We start from the raw sequence: 19,198 nt of genomic DNA, 5'->3' as shown, positions 1-19,198 counted from the left end.
CGTCGACTCAGTCGACGCAGCGGCGGCTCAGTGGCTCGTCGGATCCGCGGGATCCGTGCCCGCGTCGCACTCATCGCCGTCGAGGAACCCGTCGCCGTCGCGGTCGATGCCGATGCGCGTGCCCGAGCCCGGCGGCACGCAGGTGTACGTCACCGGGTGCCCGGTGAGCGCGGCGAGCGAGCGCAGGACGAGATCGCTCAAGGGCGGGGCCGCGGCGCGCGCCGCGGTGAACTGACCACCTCCGATATAGAGGAGGCCGGTCTCCTCGAGGAGGAACGGGAGCTTCGCCACGAGATCGCACTCCCCGACCTCGGCGCGCTGGCGGAGCAGATCGATGCGCGGCCAGGCCGCCGTGGCGTTGTGCGAGCCGAGCGTGACCTGCTGCCCGACGATGGGGGCGAGGTTCGTGTCGAACGCGAGCATGTACTCCACGGCCTGCTCGCGGAGGAGCTCGCCGGGCGCGCCGGGCGGGAAGCCGTTCGGCGAGAACTCGCTCTGCTCGAACCCGATCGCCTGGTGGAAGCGGTAGAGCGTGTCCATCGCGCCGTCGTGCATGAACCCGAAGCCGCGGATCTGGTCGCCCTTGAAGTCGTTGTCTCCCAGGTGGAAGAGGCTCGGGACGGGGGCCATGCCGAACATGCCGATCTTCTGGTACATGTTGCGCAGGTGGGGGATCTTGAAGCTCTGGCCGTTCTCCTGGCCGATGCTCGCGCCGTCCGTCCCGAAGAAGCCAGGGAAAGGCTCGCTGGTGCCGGCGTTCCCGTCCGGGTCCAGGGTATGGCACGAATTGCACGAGAAGGTCCCAGCGCCGCCTTCGCGGAAGAAGTGATCGCGCCCGGCCTGCTGATCGGTGTTCAGCGAGTTGTCCAGGTTCCGGATCGGGTTCGGCGGATACGAGAGCTGGAGGATGAAGTCCGTGAACGCCTCCATGTCCTCGTCGGGGATCGGCGCGTGCCGGCCGAGCAGGTTGGTGAAGCCGCCCTGGAATTTCTCGAACGCCGCGCGCTCGTCGAAGGCCCCGCTGTCCGGCTGCGCGGTGGACGCGTCATTGCCGCCCGTGCGGTCGCCGCGCCAGTGCATCGGGCCGTGGTTGGCCATGCCGCGCAGGCTCTGGGTCGTCATCGGCCCTTTCATGGGCTTCAGCGAGGTGTCGGCGGGGAACGGCGGGTTGATGTTCGTGAACGGCCCAGGGTTCGTCACGGTGTCCCCGTCGGGGTTGCCGAGGTCCCACGCCAGGCTATCGAGGTCGCCGAAGACGTGGCAGCTCGCGCATGACGAGTCGCCGTGGGCCGACGAGAAGCTCGCGTCATGGAGGAACCTCCGCCCGCGGACCACGCTCTCCGGCTCGGGGTTGTGGAGCGCGATGTGCGCCGTCTCGGTGTTCGTGGACGTGTTGACGATCGAGATGGAGTTGTCGAAGCGCGTGAGCACGTACAGGCGGCCGCGCGGCTGGTCGAGCGCGAGCCCGCTCGGCCCGCCGCCGGTGACCTGGATCTGGCTCGCGAGGCTCGGCGTGAAGGTGTCATTCTCGATCTGGGCCGTCTGGAAGACCCCGACCTTGCTCGACCCGAACGCGGCGACGTAGAGCTTCGATCCGTCGCTCGTCACCGCCATGTCGACCGGCGTGGCCAGGCTCTTCGCGTTCTCGGCGTTGGGCACCGGAGCGCAGCAGGTCGAGTAATCGATGTGTTTGTTCAGGTGCCGCGGCAGGACCGAGCCGCCGCTGCCGAGCACGGAGATCCGGCTCTCGTGCAGGTGTCCCCGGACGGTCGTGCCGGCGAAGGTGCCCGGGCCCTCGAAGCGATCGAGGTTGAACGCCTCGGTGTTGGAGACGTAGACCTTCCCGTTCGCCGGGTTGACGACCATGTTGTAGAGGACGGTCCCGACGCCGGTGAAGAAGCCGGCGCTGCCGGGCCGCTGGACAGGGGGATTGGCCGTGGCGTCGATGACGAAGACGTCCTTGTCGGGCAGCGAGAACATGATCGAGTCGTCCCAGGGGTTGCCCCCGGCGTCGACCCAGTGGGTTCCGTCGTGCTGGACGATGAGCGACGTCGTGAGCTGCGGCTCCCCGAGGTGGTTGGTGAACGGCGGCAGCATCCCGCCCTCGTCCTCCACGATCGCGCGGTGCACGGCGGTCGTGCGGTTGCCGGTGTGGAAGCCGGCGGCGTACACCGAGGCCCCGTCCGGGCTGACCGCGAGCGCCCTCGGCGTGTCGGTGAAGAAGGAGAGGATCGTGAGGGGCGTGCCTCCGAGCGATGGTTGGGTCGCGATGGCGCTCGCGTTGAACACCCACACGTCGGCGCGGCCGACCCCGGGCGTCGTCAGCTGCGGATCGAACGGCGCGTTCTGGCCGCGGTGGGCGGCGGTGATGAACGCGCGCGACCGCCCGGGACCGCCGAAGACGATGTCCCGCGGCTCGTCCCCGACGAGGAGCGTGCGCACGACCCGCGGCCGCAAGGGGAACGAGACGTCGACGACGCTGACGCTGTCGGAGAGGTGATTGACGACCCATACCTCGCCGTCGTTGCGCGCGGCGACGGCGACGGGCTCCAGGCCGACGGTCACGGATGAAATGTGTGTCAGACCACCCGACGAGACGTAGAAGATCTCCAGACGGTTGTCGGGTGTATTGGCCGCGAAGAGCAGGTTTCGGCTTGGTGACAGCGCGAGCGGTCGGACCTGACCGCTCTCGAAGAGGGTGTACGACGGAGCCGCCTCCGCGCTTGCCCCGACAGCGAGGCAAACGAGCGTGGCGGCGGTGGAGAGCAGGCGATTCTGGGAGCGCAGTGCACGATGTGGGCGCATACCGACCTCCTTGCCAGGGGGCTTTGGCAAAAGGACTCCTCAGTATAGAAGTGCACGGTTATCCTTGAGGAATCAAGAACTTCCTGATGCCGCTGGTGTGCTCCCTGTTGGGCAGCCAACAAGGGTGATGTCGTGATGCGGCCGTGTCGCGTTTGTCGCGTGTCTCGCCACGTATTTCGCCGCGTGTTTCGCCACGTATTTCGCCGCGTGTTTCGCCGCGTATTTCGCCGCGCGTCTCGCCACGTATCTCGCCGCGTGTATGCGCGAATCGCCTACACGGTGGCCGCGTCAACGACTGTGGTGTGCGCCAGCGCGCGGAGCGCCTGGACCGCCGGCGCGGCTCGAGACTAGGATCGTCCCCCGTACACATCGAGCCTCGGGAGATCGCCATGTGCCGGAACATCAGGACGCTGTTCAACTTCGAGCCGCCGGCGACGGAGGAGGAGATCCGGGCGGCGTCGCTGCAGTTCGTGCGGAAGCTGAGCGGCTTCAACCGGCCGTCGCAGGCCAACGAAGCGGCGTTCGCGCAGGCCGTGGAGGACGTCGCGGCCGCGGCGCGCGTGCTGATGGCGTCGCTGTCCACGACCACCGCGCCGCGGGACCGCGAGGTCGAGGCGACCAAGGCGCGCGAGCGCTCGCGGCTGCGCTTCAGCCGGGGCTGAGGCGCAGGGCCGCCGCGCCGCGCTGGGGCGGCCCTCCGGCTATCGCGCCGTGCCGCGCCCCTTGCGCGCCGCGCCGCGCCCCTTGCCCTCGCGGCGAGGGCCCGGCGCGGGCGGCTCTCCTTGCCGTGATGGCGCCGCGTGCGGTGAGTGCCCCGCCCTCGCCTCCCGGGCGCGCCGCGCCGGCAAACACACGACGCGCGCGGCGATGGCCATGCCCTCGAGGAAGGCCTCGCGCGTCGCGGCGCCGTACTTCAGGCCGCGCGCCGAGGAAACCAGGGTGTCCGCGAGCTGGCGCCCGGTGACCCCCGCGGGCGCGTAGGCGGCCGCGAGCCCGGAGGCGCGCAAGGCCTCGGCCACGGCCTCGACGAACCGCCCCTCGTGCTCGGCGACGAGGGGGCCGACGAGCTCGTTCGCGGCGGTCGAGAGATCCGCCGCGCCGGCCCCGAGCGCGCCGACGAACCGGCCGATCCACGCGTCGAACGCGGCCACGAGCCGCTCCTCCAGGGGGCGCTCCGCGTCGGCGAGCGCGGCCGCGGCCGCGGCGAGCGCGGCGTCGAGGAAGTGCCCCACGGACGCGCGGAAGAGCTCCTCCTTCGTGGCGAAGTGGAGGTAGAGGCCCTGCCGCGAGACGCCCGCCACGCGCGCTACCTCGTCCATCGACGTCTTCCGGAAGCCGAAGCGCAGGAACACCGTGAACGCCGCGTCCATCAGCCTGCGGCGGCGCAGATCCTCGGCGGGTCTGTCGGTGGAGCGCGGCTCGCCCTCGTTCACGATGGTCAATATTGACAATAATTGATCAAATTGTCAACAGGAACCTTGACGGTGCGCAGGTGGGCTGTCAGGTACGTCGGGTGCGCCAGCCCGCCTCCCCGGCCAATCCCGCGCGCTCTCCCCTCCGCGCCCGCCGGGGGGCGAAGCTCGGCGTGGTCGCCGCGGCCGCCGCGCTCCTCGTCGTCGCGCAGCGCATGGGGCTGTTCGAGATCTTCGGCGAGCCCGCGCGCATCAAGCAGGCGCTCCTCTCGCTCGGGCCGTGGGGGTATGTCGCGTTCGTCCTGGCCTACGCCGCGCTCCAGCCGTTCGGCGTGCCGGGCACGGTGTTCATCCTGGCGGCGCCGCTCATCTGGCCCTGGCCGGTGGCGTTCGCGCTCTCGATGGCGGGCACCATGGCGGCGAGCGTCGTGGGCTTCTCGTTCGCGCGCTTCGTCGCCCGCGACTGGGTCGCCGCGCGTGTGCCGGCGCGCTTCCGCGCCTACGACGAGGCCCTGAAGCAGCGGGCGTTCCTGACGGTGTTCGTGCTCCGCCTTGTCCTCTGGATGCCGCCCATGCTCCACGTCTTCTTCGGCGTCTCCGGGGTGCGCTTCTGGACGCATTTCTGGGGCTCGCTGGCCGGGTACGCCCTGCCGCTCCTGGCGACTGCCTATTTCGGTCAGCGGGTCTTCGACGCCCTGCGCGACGCGCCCCCGTCGGCGTGGGCCGGAATGGGGGCCGCCGCGGTGGCCGTCATGGTCCTTCTATGGCTGGCCAGGCGCTGCTCCAGGCGCGGCGTCGTCCCCTCCTGACCGATGCCTCTTTTGCCGGCATTTTAGAGAAGAAAAAATTGAACAGGGAGGCGGGGAGACGGGGAGATTCATCGACACCACGGGCGGCTGATCCGAGCACCGGAGTCCCGGCCGCCGCCGAGCCGCGCCGCCCCGTGTCCGGCCTGGACGGCGACGGCGCCGCTCGGAGCTGCCGGGTCGGGATCGATGAACCGGAAGCGACGAAATTTCCTCGCGTCACCGCGCCGCGGGGCCGCTGCCCAGGGCCTCGCGCGTTGAAAGCCCGCCGCCGGAGGCTATGCACGAGGCATGCGTGAGCGTCGCCCCAGCCAGACGGCATCCATCGTCGCCCTCATCCGGGCGCTCGCGGACCAGGGCCTGACCGATGTCCCGGGCTTCGAGGATCCGGTCGTCCACCGGCTGCTGTCGCGCCGGTGGAGCGCCGCGCTCGCGCTGTTCGCGCGCCGGCTCCGGCGCCTGGACCCCGCGAAGCGCGCGCGCGCCCTCGGCCGGCTCTCCGCGGTCCCGCTGCGCGTGATGGCCATCGACATCGAGCTCGAGCGCGCGGTGGCGCTCGGGTGCCGCCAGGTCGCGAGCCTGGGGGCGGGGCTCGACACGCGCGCTTTCCGGATGAAGGCGCTCTCGGCGACCCGGTTCTTCGAGATCGATCACCCGGCGACGCAGGCCTTCAAGCGGCGCAAGGCGGCGGGGCTGCCGCCGCTCGTGGAGCAGCTGACCTTCGTGCCCGTCAACTTCGAGCGCGACGCGCTCGCCGCGCGCCTCTCGGCGGCCGGCCATCGACCCGACGAGCCGACCGCGTGGGTCTGGGAGGGGGTGGTGATGTACCTGTCGGACGAGGCGCTGCGGTCCACGCTGCGGGCGCTCGCCGACGCCTCGGCGCCGGGCAGCGTGCTCCTCGTGTACTACATGGAACCGCCCGAACCGCGCCGGACGCAGCGCATCCTCCGCCTGCTCACGTGGCTCTGGAGCGAGCCGCTCATCGGCCTGCGCCGGCGCGAGGTGATGCTCGCCGAGGTCGAGCGGGCCGGGTTCCGGGCGCTGCGCGACACGGGCGCAGCGGACTGGGCCCGGCAGCTCGGAGCCCCGTTCGCGCCGTCCAACCCGGCCACGAACACCCGGCTCCTCGTCGCCGAGCGGCCCGGCCCGGGCGCTGCCCCGCCGCCCGCGCGCCCGCCGGCCTGACCCGGCCGGCGCCGCGCCTCAGCTCCACGTCGCGGAGCGCCGCGGGTGGCGGGTCTCGATGGCCTCGGCGTGGCCCCGCAGCCCGCGCGCGGCAGGGAGGTTGCCGTGCTCCTCGAAGACGTCGGCAAGGGAGAGCCCGAGCACGACGATCTGCTGGGGCTTCTCCAGCGCGCCGACCATCGGGGCCACGGAGCCGAGCAGCTCGAACGCCCGCCGCCACGCCGTCGCCGCGGCGTCCGGCATGTCGGCGTTGAGCGCCGCGTGGCCGGAGCAGCGGTGCATGTCCGCCGCGAACTCGTGGCTCCCGCGGCGGTTCGCGAGCTCTCCGGCGCGCGCGTACGCCTCCGACGCGTCCAGGAAGCGGCGCTGCTTGCTGTGCAGGCTGCCGAGCGAGGCGTAGGCCTCGGGCACGATCGCGAACAGGCCGCGCCGCTCCGCCTCCTTCAGCGCGGCGACGAACACCCGCTGCCCCTCCTCGACAACGCCCGCCGCGATCAGCGAGCGCGCGCGCTGCATGGTGATGTGGACGGCCTCCTCGCCCAGCCCCCGGCTCGCCAGCATCTCCTCGGCCCGTTGCTGGAGCTCCGCGGCCTCGGCGTGCCGCCCCGCGTGAAAACACGTGTCCGCCTCGTGCAGGAGGCGCCGCGCGGGCAGGAGCTCCGGGGCGCGGAGGGGCGACTCGGCGGCGATGCGCAGCTCCAGATCGGCGGGGAGGCGCCGCCCGCGCGCCGAGAGCTCGGTGATCACGCGCTCGAGATCGGCGATGGCCGCGCCGTCGGCCTCCGGCCACACGACGCGGGACGCGCCCTCGCCGAGGCGCGCGAGCAGATCGCCGACGCTCGAGTGGGCAGGATCGACGAGGACCCAGCGCACGAGCGCGAGGTCGGGGCAATGCGCGAGCCAGAAGAGGTCGCGGGCATAGGCGCGCGGGTCATCGATGTGCTGCGGCGCCAGCACGACGACCGCGGTCCCGTCCGGGGCGCTGGCGGCGACGTGCGCCGCGAGGGCGCTGGCGAAGGCGTCGAGCGGCTCGCGCAGCGGGCCGTGCTCGGGCGTCGCGAGGGCCGCCGGGGCGCCGAGCTCGCGCGACAGCGCGTGCTCTCGGGCCGCCCAGCCGCGGCTGGGCCCGTAGACCGGATCGGCCAGGACCCATACGGGACGGGGCGCCGGGCCTGCTTCACCGAGCGCTCGCAGCAGCGCGAGCGTGTGGCCGTGGACGTGTGCCGGCACGATCACGTGCAGCAGGCGGGCTCGCTCGCCCGTGAAGATGGCGCTGAGCGCGCTGGCGAAGTCGTGGTTCATGTCGCGGTTCCGGGCGGGAGTCTTGCTCCGATCGCCGCGGAGGCCAAGCGGAGGCGCCCGCGCCGCCGGCCGGGGCCTCCCCTGCGCCACGAGCGCCCTCCTCCCGGATCTGGGCGGGCGGCCATTGCGCGTCGCAGGACGCCACGGTCGAGGCGATGTGTCTCAGGGGCGCGATCCCCGGATCCGAGGGTGTGGTGACGAGGAACACGCGCGGGCGCTCGGCGCGGCTTGGCCCAGGCATTGCTGACATGGTCGAGCGCGGAGGAGAAGATACCGTGAAAACAGGGATTCGATCGCTGCTCCTGGGCAGCATGGTCATCGGTTGCGTCGGTGTGATCGGTTGCGGCGGCAGCAAGCCTCAGCCGGAGGGACCGGCCGAGAAGGCGGGAGAGGCCGTGGACGACGCCGCGCGCGACGTCAAGGACGAGGCGAAGGACGCCGCGGAGTCCACGGGCGACGCGGCCGAGAAGGCGGGGGACAAGATCGAGGAGAAGACCGACTAGCGGCCCCGAGCGATCTCGGGCCGTTCGCGCGGCGAGGGGCGAGCCCGTGCGCTCGCCCCTCGCCGCGCGTCGAGCCGTGAGCAAGGCTGGCCGGAGCGCCTCGCGCGCGAGAGCGCCCCGGCCGGCGATGAAACCCGAACCACCCCGGCCGCGCCGAGGCGCGGCGCACCATGGAGGCAGGAAATGAAAGCGACGTCATTGCTCGAGAAGCAGCATCGCAAGGTGGAGTCCCTCTTCAAGCAGCTCGAGAGCGGCAGATCGGATCCGGCGCTCGTGCTCGCCGAGCTCGCCAACGAGCTCGCCGCGCACATGGCGATCGAGCAGGAGACGTTCTATCCCGCGGTGCAGCAGATCAAGGAGGACCTGATCCTCGAGAGCTTCGAGGAGCACGCCATCGCCGAGCTCGCGCTGAAGCGGCTGCTCTCGACCTCCCCGGAGGATCTCTCGTTCAAGGCGCGCGTGACGACGCTGAAGGAGCTCATCCAGCACCACGTCGAGGAGGAGGAAAAGGAGCTCTTCCCGGCGGTCGAGAAGGCCGTGGACGAGAAGCGGCTCGCCGAGCTCGGCAGGTCGATGAAGGCGGAGTTCGAGCAGCGGCTGGCCGAGGGCTACGAGGCGCTCCTGCCGGCGGGCTACAAGAAGACGTCGGCGGACCAGGCGAGCCACGCGATTTACGAGGGCCACGCGAACGGCGCGGCACGGGCCTGACGAGGCCCTGCGCGAGGAGAGAGGCCGAGCGGCGGTCCGGCGGTGAGACATGAAAGACGCGATCGGCTGGGTCAGCTCCGGCGTCCTCGTGCTGACCATCGGCAATCAGGTCTACAAGCAGTGGAGGAGCAAGACGAGCCAGGGCATCTCCAGGTGGCTCTTCGTCGGCCAGCTGGCCGCGTCGTTCGGGTTCGTCATTTACAGCTGGATGCTCCAGAGCTGGGTCTTCGTGGCGACGAACTCGCTCATGGTCGCGAACGCGCTCGCCGGCGCGACGATCGTCTATCTCCAGCGGAGGCGCCGCGCGCCTCGGTCGGCGGAAGCGGAAGACGAGGCCAGGGCCCGGCGAGCGTTCAAGTTTCCACGGGCCGCCGGGCCGCGGGGACGACATCTGAAGGGCGGTCGCAGCTCGCTGGCATGCGGTGTCCTGTCTCGCACGGGTGGAATACGAAGCAAACGAACACACATTCATGCGACACGCGCGCTTCTCTCCGCACAGACACGCGGGAAGCCCGCCAATCGAGCCTGAGCCGCTCAAGCATGCAAAAGTGAAGCAGGATCGGTCGATGTTGAGCATGCGTCGAATGCCCCATAGACTCGACGGATGCTTAACCCTCGGACTCCTTCATGCGCCGTCGCGCTCGCCGCGACGTTCATCGGTGCTGTGCTGTCGGGCTGCGTCGGTGAGGTGGGCGACGCGTCGCGCGATGGCGAAGGCGACGGGCCGTCGAGCGGCGCCGGCGCCGTGATCCACCCGGGAGACTCCGGCAGCGGGCCGAGCACCAGCAACGGCGGCTCGACCGCGGCGGGCACCGGCGGCTCGTCTGCCCAGGGAACCGGCGGCTCGGCCACGGCAGGCACAGGCGGCTCGTCGGCCGAGGGCGCCGGCGGCGCCAGCAGCTCGGCTGCGCAGGGCGCCGGCGGCGCCGGGGGCTCGACCACGGCGAGCACCGGCGGCTCGTCGGCCGAGGGCGCCGGCGGCTCCTCCGCGCAGGGCGCCGGGGGCTCGGCCACGGCCTCGACCACGGCCGGCACCGGGGGCTCGAGCGGCGAGGGCTCCGGGAGCGGCGCTGGCGGCTCGGGCGGCGCCACCGGCGCGGCGCAGCTGTGCGTCGATACGATCAACGAGCACCGCGCCACGCTCGGCTTGGCGCCCCTCGCGCGCTGGGTCGAGGCGGAGTCGTGCTCCGATGAAGAGGCCGAGTCCGACGGGAACACCGGCGAGTTTCACGGCGCGTTCGGCGCTTGCAACGAGAACGCCCAGAACGAGTGCCCCGGGTGGGGAGGCCCGCCGGAATCGATGATCGTCTCGTGTTTGCAGGTCATGTGGGACGAGGGGCCGGGCGAGGATTTCGAGAAGCACGGCCACTTCATCAACATGAGCAGCACCCGCTTCACGAAGGTGGCTTGCGGGTTCCACACCTTCGCGGACGGCAGCGTCTGGGCGGTGCAGAACTTCCGGTGACGGGCGCGGAGACGCTCACGGGCCGCCTGATCCATCGGAGGCCGCGCTCGCGCGGGCCTCGGCGGATTCATCTTCTCCCAGGACCGCCGCGCCCTCCTCGAGCTTGCCGGTGAGCCGCACGCGCGTCGCGCGGTGCACCCACACGTCGAACGCCTCCATCATGCGCCGCTCGATGGCCGCGCCCTCGAGCAGGCCGAGCGCGCGCGCGACGGCCTCCAGCGTCGACAGGGCGCCCTCGTGCGGCGCGCGGCGCAGGCCGTAGCGGCTCGGCGCGCCCTCGGGCAGCGTGACCGGCTCGGCGCCGCGCGCGTCGGCGTCCCGGTGGACCGCGCGGCGCGCCTGGTTCCAGTTGCCGTCAGGGACGAGCAGCACCACCGGCTCGCCGCTCGCGTCGTCGGGCGTGAGGGCGCGCGCCTCGGGCGACGGGAAGAGCACGAGCCGGCGCCCCTCCGGCAGCGGCGGGCGCGGCCGCGGCGCGATCTCGCCGCGCACGCGCACCTCCGCGCCCTCGAGCAGGCGCGCGACGAGCCGGCCCGTGTTGGTGCTCCTCGTGCGCTCGATCCGGTGGGTGAGCAGCACGACGCGCGTGCGCACGGAGAGCCGGGGCAGCGCGCCGCAGAGGCACATCGCCTGCGGCAAGCCGCAGCCGCGGCAGCGCGGCGTCCCGCGCGCGCGGATGGCGGGAAGATCGGGCGGCTGCAGCGGGAGGAACGTCATCGCGTCCGGGCCGGGCGTTCTCCCACGCGCCGGCCGTCCCGGTCAAACGACTCCGCACATCGAGGCGCTGCTCGACGCCGGCATCGTCGTCAATGATGCCGGCATAGTCATCCAGGACATCGGCTGGTGGTGAGCGCCGACGCGGGGTGGCCGGCCGGCGTCGGAATCGGTCGCCGCCTCCGTCTCAAGGAAGCGAATGCCGCTTCAGCGTGGCCCACCCGATCTCGGGGCTCCCCCAGGTCATGCCGCCGCCCTCCGCGGTGCACAGCGTCACCTCCGCGCCGTTTGCGCAGATTGAGTAGGTCGAGCAACCGTCGCTGTCCGCCGCGCTCGGGGATCCCGTGCACCGGTTCAGCTCGGCCCACCTCTCGAAGGTGCCGGCGGCTCCGAGGAAGGTGATGTTCGCGCCGTTCGGCGCCTGCTGGGCCCCGCCCTCGTAAGGCACCAGCAAGTCCGCGGTACCCCGGAACGAGATCTCGGTCACCGGCCGTGACGGCTGGCAGGGCTGCTCCGACGCCGCCAGAAGGTCGAACGCGCTGGGAGCGACCGCGGCAAAGACGTCCGCGGCGTTGCAGGCCAGGTGGTAGGCCATCCCGCCGCCGTTCGCGACGCCGACGGCATAGACCCGCTTGACGTCGACACACGCCTCCTTCTGGACCTCCTGGACCAGGGCGCGCGCGAACCCCACGTCGTCGACGTCGCGCGACGTCGTGCAACACGGACCGATGTTCCACGCGCCGTCGATGCCCTGCGGCCACGCGACGAGGAACCCCTCGGCCTCGGCGAGCTCGCGGTATCCCGAGGCCTCGGCCTCCTCCGCCGGGGTCCCGCCCAGCGTATGAAAATCGAGCACAAGCGGCATGGGGCTCGCGCCCGTGTGGTTTGCAGGGAGGCGAACGACGTAGCTCCGGGTGGTGTCCCCGACCGTCACCGTGCGGTCGTTGTCGCCGGGCGCAAGGGTGGTGACCGGGCACGCGGTCGCCTCGCCATCGTCAGGCACCCGGCAGAAGCCGCCCTGACAGCGGAACGGCGCGCCGAGGGCCTCGCAATCGGCGTCGCCGCTGCAGGTGAGATCGCAGAACGCAGCGCTCTCGGCCGCGGCGCAGGCCGCCTCGCCAGGCCGCTCCGCCACGGCCACGCACGCGGCGCCGGAGGCGAGCGCCGCGCATTCGCCGGCGACAGAACAGGCGCGCGTGCAGACGCCGCAGATGCAGGCGAGGCCGTCCGCGCAGCTGGCATCGCAGCTCCTGAGAAAGTTGGTCTCGCTCCCGGTCTGAGGGCCGATGTCCCTGCAGGCCGAGCCGAGGAGCGCCCCGCCCGTCACGCCCGCGATGAGGCACGCCGTCACGACCACCCTAGATCGCATCGCCGCCCCCGCTGTCCTGCTGGATCAAGCACTGTCCGATGTACAGAACGACCTGTGTGTACATGTCCGGCCTCTCGTGCGCCGCGTTGAAGGCCTCGACCTGCTCGCGCAGCTCGACCAGCTGGGCGCGCAGGCGCCCAAGCGTCTCGTGGGCCCGCTGCTCGTGCGGATGGCCGGGCCACACATCGAGGGTATACGTGCTCCCCCCGACGCGATCGCCGAGGCCGGGCGCGGAGCGATCCTCGCGCAGCCGGCACAGGATGGTCTTCACCATCGCCTGGAAGTGATCGAAGATCGCCGCCTCCCACCCCACGGGCGAGCCCAGCAGCACATAGAGGCTCCCGGCGCTGTACGTCGCCCCGGCGCCCTCCCCGGTCCGCTCGACACGCGCCGACTCCACGAGGCGCCCCAGGGCGGCGTCGAGCTCCGCGCGCTCGATGTGCGTCCGCTGCAGCAGCTCGTCGCGCGCGAGCGGGCCTTCCCGGTAGATGATCGCCCAGACCAGCTCGTCGACGCCTTCGCCGGAGCGAATCGCGCGCAGCGCGCCCAGCTCGTCGTCGGACACCGCGCGATACACCACCTGAGCCCCCTGCCCCGCCTGGAAGATCAGGCGGCTCTCGCAGAGGTCGAAGAGCACCCCGCGGAGCAGGACGTCGTCCTCGCCGGCGAACGCCCTCAAGATCTCGGCCCGCGGCGTGATCCCCCGGCGGCGGATGTGGTCCAGCACGGCCTCCCAGAGCGAACGGCCCCGCTCGACCGAGCTCTCCGTGATCCGCCGGACGCGGCGTTGATAGGTCCGGAGCCCCATGCCGAACATGTCGGCGCTCACCTTGCGGCTGACGCCTTGCCGCTCGAGCTCGGTGACCAGGTCCTGGAACACCTGGTCTGCGAGCTGGGCCAGAGGGGCACGCCAGCCGCCCGAGGTCGCCAGCTGGGCGATGAGGACGGTGGTCTGACGAACGATGGCATGAATCAGCTCTACCGTCATAAATTGATAAGTATCGACGAGAAGCCTCGTTGCGCGCCACAGAGTAACGCCGCACAGGCCCGCGGGGGGAGTGACAAACCCGACACCCCCCGGGCGTGGGAGGGGCGCGGCCTCATCGAGCCGCTCGACCTCGGGTCTCCCTCAACCCACGCACCGCCAGCACGAGCTCCTCCAGCGTGTCGACGATGCGGTCGGCGCCTGCAGCCTCCAGCTCCGCGCGCGACCCGTAGCCCCAGGTCACCCCGATCGCCACGAGGCCGTGCGCCTTGGCGCCGAGGACATCGTGTTCGCGGTCGCCGATCATGCACGCGTCGGCGGGGGTGAGCGACTCGCGCTCGAGGGCGTGCGCGATGAGCTCGGCCTTGGTCGAGCGCTCGCCGGACAGCTCGGCGCCGTAGACGCGGGGCACGTGCGAGCGAAGGCCGAAGTGGTCGACGATGCGCTCGGCATAGACGGCCGCCTTGCTGGTGACGAGACAGAGGCCGTGGCCCGCCTGGCGGAGCTGCGCGAGCGCCTCTGGCACACCGGGATACACGCTGTTCTCGAACAGGCCGAGCGTGCCGAAGCGCTCGCGGTAGACGCGCACGGCCTCCTCGATACGGACGCTGTCGCGCGTCGCCAGGATCTCGGCGAACACCTCGCGCAGCGGCGGACCGATGAAGCGGCGCACCTCGGCGACGCCGATCGAGCCGTGCCCGAGCACATGGGCCGCGTGCACGAAGCAGGCGGCGATGCCAGGGGCCGGATCCGTCAAGGTGCCGTCGAGATCGAGAAACAACGTGCGCATGGCGGCGCACGTAGGGCACCGAAGGGCGCGACGGCAAGGGTCGCGAACTGGCACAGACGCGAGGTCAGACCGAACGGAACTTTTCGGTGACGCTCCCCTCGGAGGACTGGCACCGTGATGGCTCTCGAGATCAACGAGGGGGATGACAGATCTGTCCAAGGGGGGCGACGGCGATCTCGCCGTCTATTCACGCGGGTCGCAGCGGCAATAGAACAAGGACGGTCGGACGCGAACCGAGAGTCTCTGCAGGTCCTGACCAGCGCCCCCTAACAGAAGGTGACGACGATGAATTGTCCTGTTCTTTCCTCCCGACTGGTGGTCCGTTGCGCTCTTGGGATGGCCGTGCTCAGCCTCGGAGCTTGCGCTTCAGAGGTCGACTCGAACGAGGGTTCGGAGTGGGAGAGCGCAGCGACCGGTGAAACGACGGGCACCAGCGCTTCCACGACCGGAAGCTCGACGAGCGGGGGGACAGGCGCTGGAAGCTCAAGCTCTGCCGGAGCGACAACGGGGACGACCGGCGCGGGAGGAGCCCCGAGCGGCGCTACCAGCGGCGCTTCCGGCACCGGCGAAGGCGGCACCGGCGGCGCAGACGCGAGCGGACCAGCGTCGGTGAGCAGCACGAGCACCGGCGGCGATCCCGGGACGGGCGGCGGGGATGACGGCTTGCCTCCGACAGGCGACAACTCGGTCGCGTACACTGGCTGCTCGATGGCCAACAACATCGGCACTGGTTACAAGCGCGTCGGCGGCAAGATCATGTGGAACGCCGACAATTATCAGACCGGCGCCATGGTGGTCCAGAACTGGACCAACCCGAACAGCTCTTCCTGGCAGCTCTTCGACCGGAAGATGGAGTCGATCGGCGGGAAAGACGTCGTCAAGGCCATCATGGTCCAGATCTGCATCCTGTCGCAGCGGGCGACCGACCAGGAGCTCCGTGACATGGTCAAGGCGGCGCGCCAGCACGTCAACCCGGGCACGCATATCTACATCGTGGGCCAGCCTGTCTACAACGCAGGGCACGATTGCTTCATCGCGGGAGCGGGCGGCGCCGATTGGACGGACATGAAGGCGCAAGAGCTGGCCAAGGACTCGACCATCAACGAGAACATGAGCTACCTCGGGAAGTTCATCCTCGACAACGACGCGGGCGAGGTCAGCGACGGCTGCCACGCCAGCAGCCCGAAGGGCGAGAACGTGCTGGGAGAGCAGGCGAAGGCGTTCTTCGGGGGCTGATCGGAGCACAGGCCGAGCGAGACCGCGCTGCGATGTCGACGGGCGCGCGCGTGTCCGCAAAGATCTGTGTGCAAAGCAGCGGTGAGCCCTGCTCCTCGGAGGGGAGCAGGGACCGACCATCGTGGGTGACCTATGATCTCGCTTGCCCGCCCTTATCACGCCGTCGGCATCGCATTCTTCGGGCTGCTGCTCTCGGCAGGTTGCACCTGCGGAAACGAGGAGAGGATCGCGGCGGACGAGACGCTCGCCGGGGATCGAAGCAGCGGCCACGCGGGCGCCCGAGCTGGAACGGCGCCAAGTTGCGCCGGGCTGCCGGCGACCTGCGGGCCATCGGGGGACGAGGACTGCTGCGAGAGCTTGCCGGTCCCCGGCGGAACGTTCGCTCGAAGCTACGACGGCGTGGACTATCTGGACCGGAGCTACACGGCGACGGTGAGCGACTTCCACCTCGACAAGTACGAGGTCACGGTGGTCGCGTTGCGCCAGAAGCCCTTAGGCCAGCGGATAGCCTCGGGTCTCCGGGTGGATCGTACGTGCTAAGAAATTAGCACACGCTGCTTGCTAATTTCTTAGCACCAGGCTACGGATGGACGTCATGCCGAAGCCGCCATTCACGCGCCGAGAGCGCGAGATCATGGACATTTTGTACCGCCTGCGGCGCGCGACCGCGCACGAGGTGAAGGACAACCTCGCGGATCCGCCGAGCTACTCCGCGGTCCGCGCGCTGCTGCGCCTGCTGGAGGAGCGCGGGCACGTCAAGCACGTGGAGGAAGGGCAACGCTACGTCTACACGCCGGTCACGGCCCCGAGCGAGGCTCGCAGGAGCGCGCTGGCGCAGGTCGTGCGGACGTTCTTTGGAGGCTCGGTCGAGCAAGCGGTCACCGCGCTGGTCGACACGTCGAAGTCCAAGCTATCGCGCGAAGAGCTGGATCGCATCGCCCAGGTGATCGAGCGCGCCAAGAAAGAAGGGGGTTGAGATGAGCCCGATCGAGATGAGCCCGCTGCCGTTCCTCGTCGATGCCGCGCGGGGCGCCGTGCTCCTCGGGCTCGCCCTCGCGGTGATGCCGCTGCTCCGCCGCGCGCCGGCCTCCACGCGCCGCCTCGTGCTGGTGCTCGGGCTCGCGGCCGCGGCGCTGGTGCCGGTCGCCTCGCGGCTCGTTCCGGCGTGGCGGGTGCTGCAGGTGGCCGAGCTTGGCGTCGCGGACGCGGGGAGGCCGTTCGCCGAGCCCATCGGGGATGCCGTTGCCGCGCCCTCCGTCGCGCCTGTTTCCCACGCCGTGGCGCAGGCGCCGTCCACGCCCGTCGCCCCGGCAAAGCAGTCCTTTCCGTGGGGCCCGGTGCTCCTTGCCGTGTGGGCGCTCGGGGCATTTGCGGTGCTCGCTCGCCTGGCCCATGGCCTCGCCAAGGCGCGTGGGATCGCCCGGCGCGCAACCCCGCTCTCGTTTCCCGGGATCACGGCGACCCTCGGCGAAGCGCGCATGAAAGCCCGCGTGTGCGCCAGCTCCGAGATCGATGTGCCGGCGGTGACCGGGGTCTTTTCGGCGGTCGTGCTGGTGCCGCGGGAGGCGATCGAGTGGAGCCAGGCGCGCTGGCGGGCCGTGCTGCTACACGAGCTGGCGCACGTCCAGCAGCGCGATTGTCTTGCCCAGATCGTGGGGCAGCTCGCCTGTGCAATGCACTGGTTCAACCCGCTGGTGTGGCTCGCGGCGCGCAGGCTCCGCATGGAGCGCGAGCTCTCGGCGGACGAGCGGGTCCTGGCGAGCGGGACGCGGCCGACCGAATATGCCGAGCACCTGCTGGCCATCGCGACGAGCGCGGCGCGGCTCCGTGAGGTGCCGGGCGGAGCGCTCGGGATGGCGGAGCCCTCGCAGCTCTTTGCGCGGATCGAGGCCATCGTGCGACCGCGGGCAGGGTCGTTGCGCACGTCGGCGGCGCGGGGCGTTGCAATCACCGCGTCGGCTGCGGCGCTGCTCGGCGTGGTGGCGTGCGTCACCGCCGGCAAGGAAGGACCTGTCGCGGCGGTGGCGGCCAGTCCGTCCGGGAGCCCTGCGCCGGTCGCTTCTGCGCCGGCGGGCTCGTCCGTTCTGACCTCCACCTCCGCCGCTGCTATCGCCGCGCCGGCCTCTCTGGCCCATCTGACCGCGGAGGTCGCCTCCGTGCTGGGCGCCCCGGCCGATCGCCTGGAGCTCACGATCGATCGCGACATCCAAACGATCGTCGATGAAGAGCTGAAGCGGCTGGAGGACGAATGGCACCCTGTCGCCGCCACGGCGATCGTGCTCGATCCAAGGACCGGCGAGGTGCTGGCCATCCATGATCCGAGCACCGCCGCGGCGCCGCGCGTCAGCGGCTCGACCATCAAGTCGCTCACCATCGCGGCCGCTCTCGACGAGGGGGCCATTGCGATGACCGACCGGTTCTTCTGCGACAAGGGAGCGCGGCGCTATGGCAAGGAAATCCTCCGCGACGCGAGCCCGAACGAGTGGCTCGAGGTGCCGCAGATCCTCGCGCTCTCGTCGAACATCGGGGCCTCGCGGATCTTCGACAAGCTGGGCGGCGAGGCGCTCGGGCGCTGGCTCCGGCGCTTTCATTTCGGCGAGGCGATGCGCATCCAGCTCCGCGGCGCGCCGGTCGGCGAGGTCCCTCCGGTCATCGCGGACGGCTCGCTCCGCGGCGGGGCCCTGGCATCGGGCCATGGCGCCGCGATGGCCAGCCCGCTCCAGATGGCCGCTGTCTATGCCGCCATCGCCAATGACGGCGTGTTCAATGCGCCGACGCTCGCCCGGCGCGCGCGGGGCGCGGACGGCAGCGTCCTCTTCGAGCACCACCCGGAGAACGAGCGCGTGCTCCGCCCCGAGACGGCGCGGGCGGTGATGGGCATGCTCGAGCGCGTCGTGAGCGACGAGCAAGCGACGGGCAAAGCGGCGCGTGTTCAAGGGGTGCGGGTCGCCGGGAAGACCGGCACCACGGACGAGAAATCGGCGGCGGGCGAGCCGCGCAATTACGCGAGCTTCATCGGGGTCGCGCCGGCCGAGCAGCCGCGTTTCGTCATCCTCGTCGGCGCGGTGGTCGCCGCGGAGCACGCGACGGGCGGCAAGGTGGCGGGGCCGGTGTTCGCGCGCATCACCGCGCGGGCGCTCGGGCGCTGATGGGAGGGTCCGGGCGCGAGCCCCTTGCCCCGCCCGGATCCACGCCGGCGGCGCCGCACGCGGCGGGCACTGCCGCGTCAACTTTCCCAGGAGCGATGCATATCGCGTTCGGATTCAGCCCCTGTCCTCGCCACGGCACCTCGCGCGCGCGCGCTGGTACTCCGGCCGCGCGGCGATCCGCTCCTGGTAGGTGACGAGCTCGCCGGGCAGCGTCTTGCCGAGGGCGCCGCGATAGATTCCGATCGCGGTGCTCACGGAGATGTCGGCGAGCGTAAGGCCCTCGCCGGCGAGAAAAGGCATGTCGCCGAGCATGTCGGCCGTGAAGCGCAAGGCCTTCTCGACGCTCGCCTCGTGCGCGCGGACCGACCAGTTGCGCTTGTCCGCCTCCGGCGCGCCGAAATGTGCCGTCAGCAGGGCATTGACGGCTGCCCCGAGGGTCGCCTCGCCGAACACGGCCATTTGCAGCACGCGCGCGAGCGCCGGATCGCCCTTGCCGGGCAGGAGGGGCGTGGGCCCGTAGTGCTGCGCCACATAGAGCATCATCGCGACGGACTCGTGGATCGCCACGCCGCCCTCATCCTCGAGGAACGGCACGGTGCCGAGCGGATGCAGCGCGAGGTAGGCTTCGCTCGGCGGAAACGAGACCATCTCGACCTGGTAGGGCAAACCCATCTCTTCGCACTGCCACATCACGCGCAGGCCGCGGGCCCCGCGCGCGAAGTTGTAGACCTTGATCATCGCTGGTCTCCTTGCTCGCGATCCATGGTTC

The 19,198-nt window shown here is 71.2% G+C and carries 19 protein-coding genes; 11 read left to right on the top strand and 8 right to left on the bottom strand.

Annotated elements, in window-relative coordinates:
• Positions 1-27 precede the first annotated feature (27 nt).
• Positions 28-2,805 carry a hypothetical protein gene (locus tag ACSRUE_RS11305; protein WP_441291015.1) on the bottom strand — a complete coding sequence of 926 codons (2,778 nt, stop codon included), beginning with the start codon at positions 2,803-2,805 and terminating at the stop codon, positions 28-30.
• A 389-nt stretch (positions 2,806-3,194) separates the two neighbouring features.
• On the opposite strand from ACSRUE_RS11305, the gene ACSRUE_RS11300 reads away from it, so the two are divergent.
• A complete protein-coding gene (locus ACSRUE_RS11300) occupies positions 3,195-3,467 on the top strand; it encodes a DUF2277 domain-containing protein (RefSeq protein WP_441291014.1) in 273 nt (90 codons plus the stop codon).
• A gap of 39 nt (positions 3,468-3,506) precedes the next feature.
• On the opposite strand, the gene ACSRUE_RS11295 is transcribed toward ACSRUE_RS11300, so the two are convergent.
• A complete protein-coding gene (locus ACSRUE_RS11295; protein ID WP_441291013.1) occupies positions 3,507-4,256 on the bottom strand; it encodes a TetR/AcrR family transcriptional regulator in 750 nt (249 codons plus the stop codon).
• Between the two features lie 62 nt (positions 4,257-4,318).
• Here ACSRUE_RS11295 and ACSRUE_RS11290 point away from each other — a divergent pair, with 62 nt between their 5' ends.
• Positions 4,319-5,026 (top strand): TVP38/TMEM64 family protein, encoded by a 708-nt coding sequence (locus ACSRUE_RS11290; RefSeq protein WP_441291012.1) that lies wholly within the window; start codon positions 4,319-4,321, stop codon positions 5,024-5,026.
• Between the two features lie 288 nt (positions 5,027-5,314).
• A complete protein-coding gene (locus ACSRUE_RS11285; RefSeq protein ID WP_441291011.1) occupies positions 5,315-6,208 on the top strand; it encodes a class I SAM-dependent methyltransferase in 894 nt (297 codons plus the stop codon).
• Between the two features lie 18 nt (positions 6,209-6,226).
• Here ACSRUE_RS11285 and ACSRUE_RS11280 read toward each other — a convergent pair whose 3' ends face one another.
• A complete protein-coding gene (locus ACSRUE_RS11280) occupies positions 6,227-7,510 on the bottom strand; it encodes a hypothetical protein (RefSeq protein WP_441291010.1) in 1,284 nt (427 codons plus the stop codon).
• A 275-nt stretch (positions 7,511-7,785) separates the two neighbouring features.
• Between ACSRUE_RS11280 and ACSRUE_RS11275 the strand changes: the two genes are divergently transcribed.
• The 4 genes from ACSRUE_RS11275 (at position 7,786) to ACSRUE_RS11260 (ending at position 10,186) form a co-directional block, all read left to right on the top strand.
• On the top strand, positions 7,786-8,013 hold the full coding sequence (locus ACSRUE_RS11275; protein ID WP_012240084.1) for a hypothetical protein: 228 nt from the start codon (positions 7,786-7,788) through the stop codon (positions 8,011-8,013).
• Positions 8,014-8,196: 183 nt separating this feature from the next.
• A complete protein-coding gene (locus tag ACSRUE_RS11270) occupies positions 8,197-8,721 on the top strand; it encodes a hemerythrin domain-containing protein (RefSeq protein WP_441291009.1) in 525 nt (174 codons plus the stop codon).
• Between the two features lie 49 nt (positions 8,722-8,770).
• Positions 8,771-9,250, top strand: a complete 480-nt coding sequence (locus ACSRUE_RS11265; RefSeq protein ID WP_441291008.1) for a hypothetical protein — start codon at positions 8,771-8,773, stop codon at positions 9,248-9,250.
• 75 nt (positions 9,251-9,325) lie between these two features.
• Positions 9,326-10,186 carry a CAP domain-containing protein gene (locus tag ACSRUE_RS11260; RefSeq protein ID WP_441291007.1) on the top strand — a complete coding sequence of 287 codons (861 nt, stop codon included), beginning with the start codon at positions 9,326-9,328 and terminating at the stop codon, positions 10,184-10,186.
• A gap of 15 nt (positions 10,187-10,201) precedes the next feature.
• On the opposite strand, the gene ACSRUE_RS11255 is transcribed toward ACSRUE_RS11260, so the two are convergent.
• The 4 genes from ACSRUE_RS11255 to ACSRUE_RS11240 all read right to left on the bottom strand — a co-directional run bounded on the left by ACSRUE_RS11255 (position 10,202) and on the right by ACSRUE_RS11240 (position 14,044).
• Positions 10,202-10,903: a tRNA-uridine aminocarboxypropyltransferase gene (locus tag ACSRUE_RS11255; RefSeq protein WP_441291006.1), complete on the bottom strand. Its 702-nt coding sequence runs from the start codon at positions 10,901-10,903 to the stop codon at positions 10,202-10,204.
• Positions 10,904-11,087: 184 nt separating this feature from the next.
• Positions 11,088-12,269 (bottom strand): alpha/beta hydrolase family esterase, encoded by a 1,182-nt coding sequence (locus ACSRUE_RS11250; RefSeq protein WP_441291005.1) that lies wholly within the window; start codon positions 12,267-12,269, stop codon positions 11,088-11,090.
• Positions 12,259-13,257, bottom strand: a complete 999-nt coding sequence (locus ACSRUE_RS11245; RefSeq protein ID WP_441291004.1) for a hypothetical protein — start codon at positions 13,255-13,257, stop codon at positions 12,259-12,261. The genes ACSRUE_RS11250 and ACSRUE_RS11245 overlap by 11 nt, the downstream gene beginning before the upstream one ends.
• A 112-nt stretch (positions 13,258-13,369) precedes the next feature.
• The gene (locus ACSRUE_RS11240) at positions 13,370-14,044 is read right to left on the bottom strand and encodes an HAD hydrolase-like protein (protein ID WP_441291003.1); all 675 of its coding nucleotides are present in this window, start codon (positions 14,042-14,044) and stop codon (positions 13,370-13,372) included.
• A gap of 609 nt (positions 14,045-14,653) precedes the next feature.
• On the opposite strand from ACSRUE_RS11240, the gene ACSRUE_RS11235 reads away from it, so the two are divergent.
• The 4 genes from ACSRUE_RS11235 to ACSRUE_RS11220 all read left to right on the top strand — a co-directional run bounded on the left by ACSRUE_RS11235 (position 14,654) and on the right by ACSRUE_RS11220 (position 18,429).
• Positions 14,654-15,280, top strand: a complete 627-nt coding sequence (locus ACSRUE_RS11235) for a hypothetical protein (RefSeq protein ID WP_441291002.1) — start codon at positions 14,654-14,656, stop codon at positions 15,278-15,280.
• Positions 15,281-15,412: 132 nt separating this feature from the next.
• Positions 15,413-15,820 (top strand): hypothetical protein, encoded by a 408-nt coding sequence (locus ACSRUE_RS11230; RefSeq protein WP_441291001.1) that lies wholly within the window; start codon positions 15,413-15,415, stop codon positions 15,818-15,820.
• Between the two features lie 55 nt (positions 15,821-15,875).
• Complete coding sequence (locus ACSRUE_RS11225) at positions 15,876-16,256, top strand: BlaI/MecI/CopY family transcriptional regulator (RefSeq protein ID WP_441291000.1); 381 nt, start codon at positions 15,876-15,878, stop codon at positions 16,254-16,256.
• A 1-nt stretch (position 16,257) separates the two neighbouring features.
• Positions 16,258-18,429 (top strand): penicillin-binding transpeptidase domain-containing protein, encoded by a 2,172-nt coding sequence (locus ACSRUE_RS11220; protein ID WP_441290999.1) that lies wholly within the window; start codon positions 16,258-16,260, stop codon positions 18,427-18,429.
• A gap of 114 nt (positions 18,430-18,543) precedes the next feature.
• Here ACSRUE_RS11220 and ACSRUE_RS11215 read toward each other — a convergent pair whose 3' ends face one another.
• The gene (locus ACSRUE_RS11215) at positions 18,544-19,167 is read right to left on the bottom strand and encodes a glutathione S-transferase family protein (RefSeq protein ID WP_441290998.1); all 624 of its coding nucleotides are present in this window, start codon (positions 19,165-19,167) and stop codon (positions 18,544-18,546) included.
• Between the last annotated feature and the right edge of the window lie 31 nt (positions 19,168-19,198).

The sequence above is a fragment of the Sorangium sp. KYC3313 genome (assembly GCF_052075895.1).
Lineage (GTDB): Bacteria > Myxococcota_A > Polyangia > Polyangiales > Polyangiaceae > Sorangium > Sorangium cellulosum_B.
The sequence above is the reverse complement of the archived record's forward strand: the minus strand, read 5'-3'. Positions and strand labels throughout refer to the sequence as shown.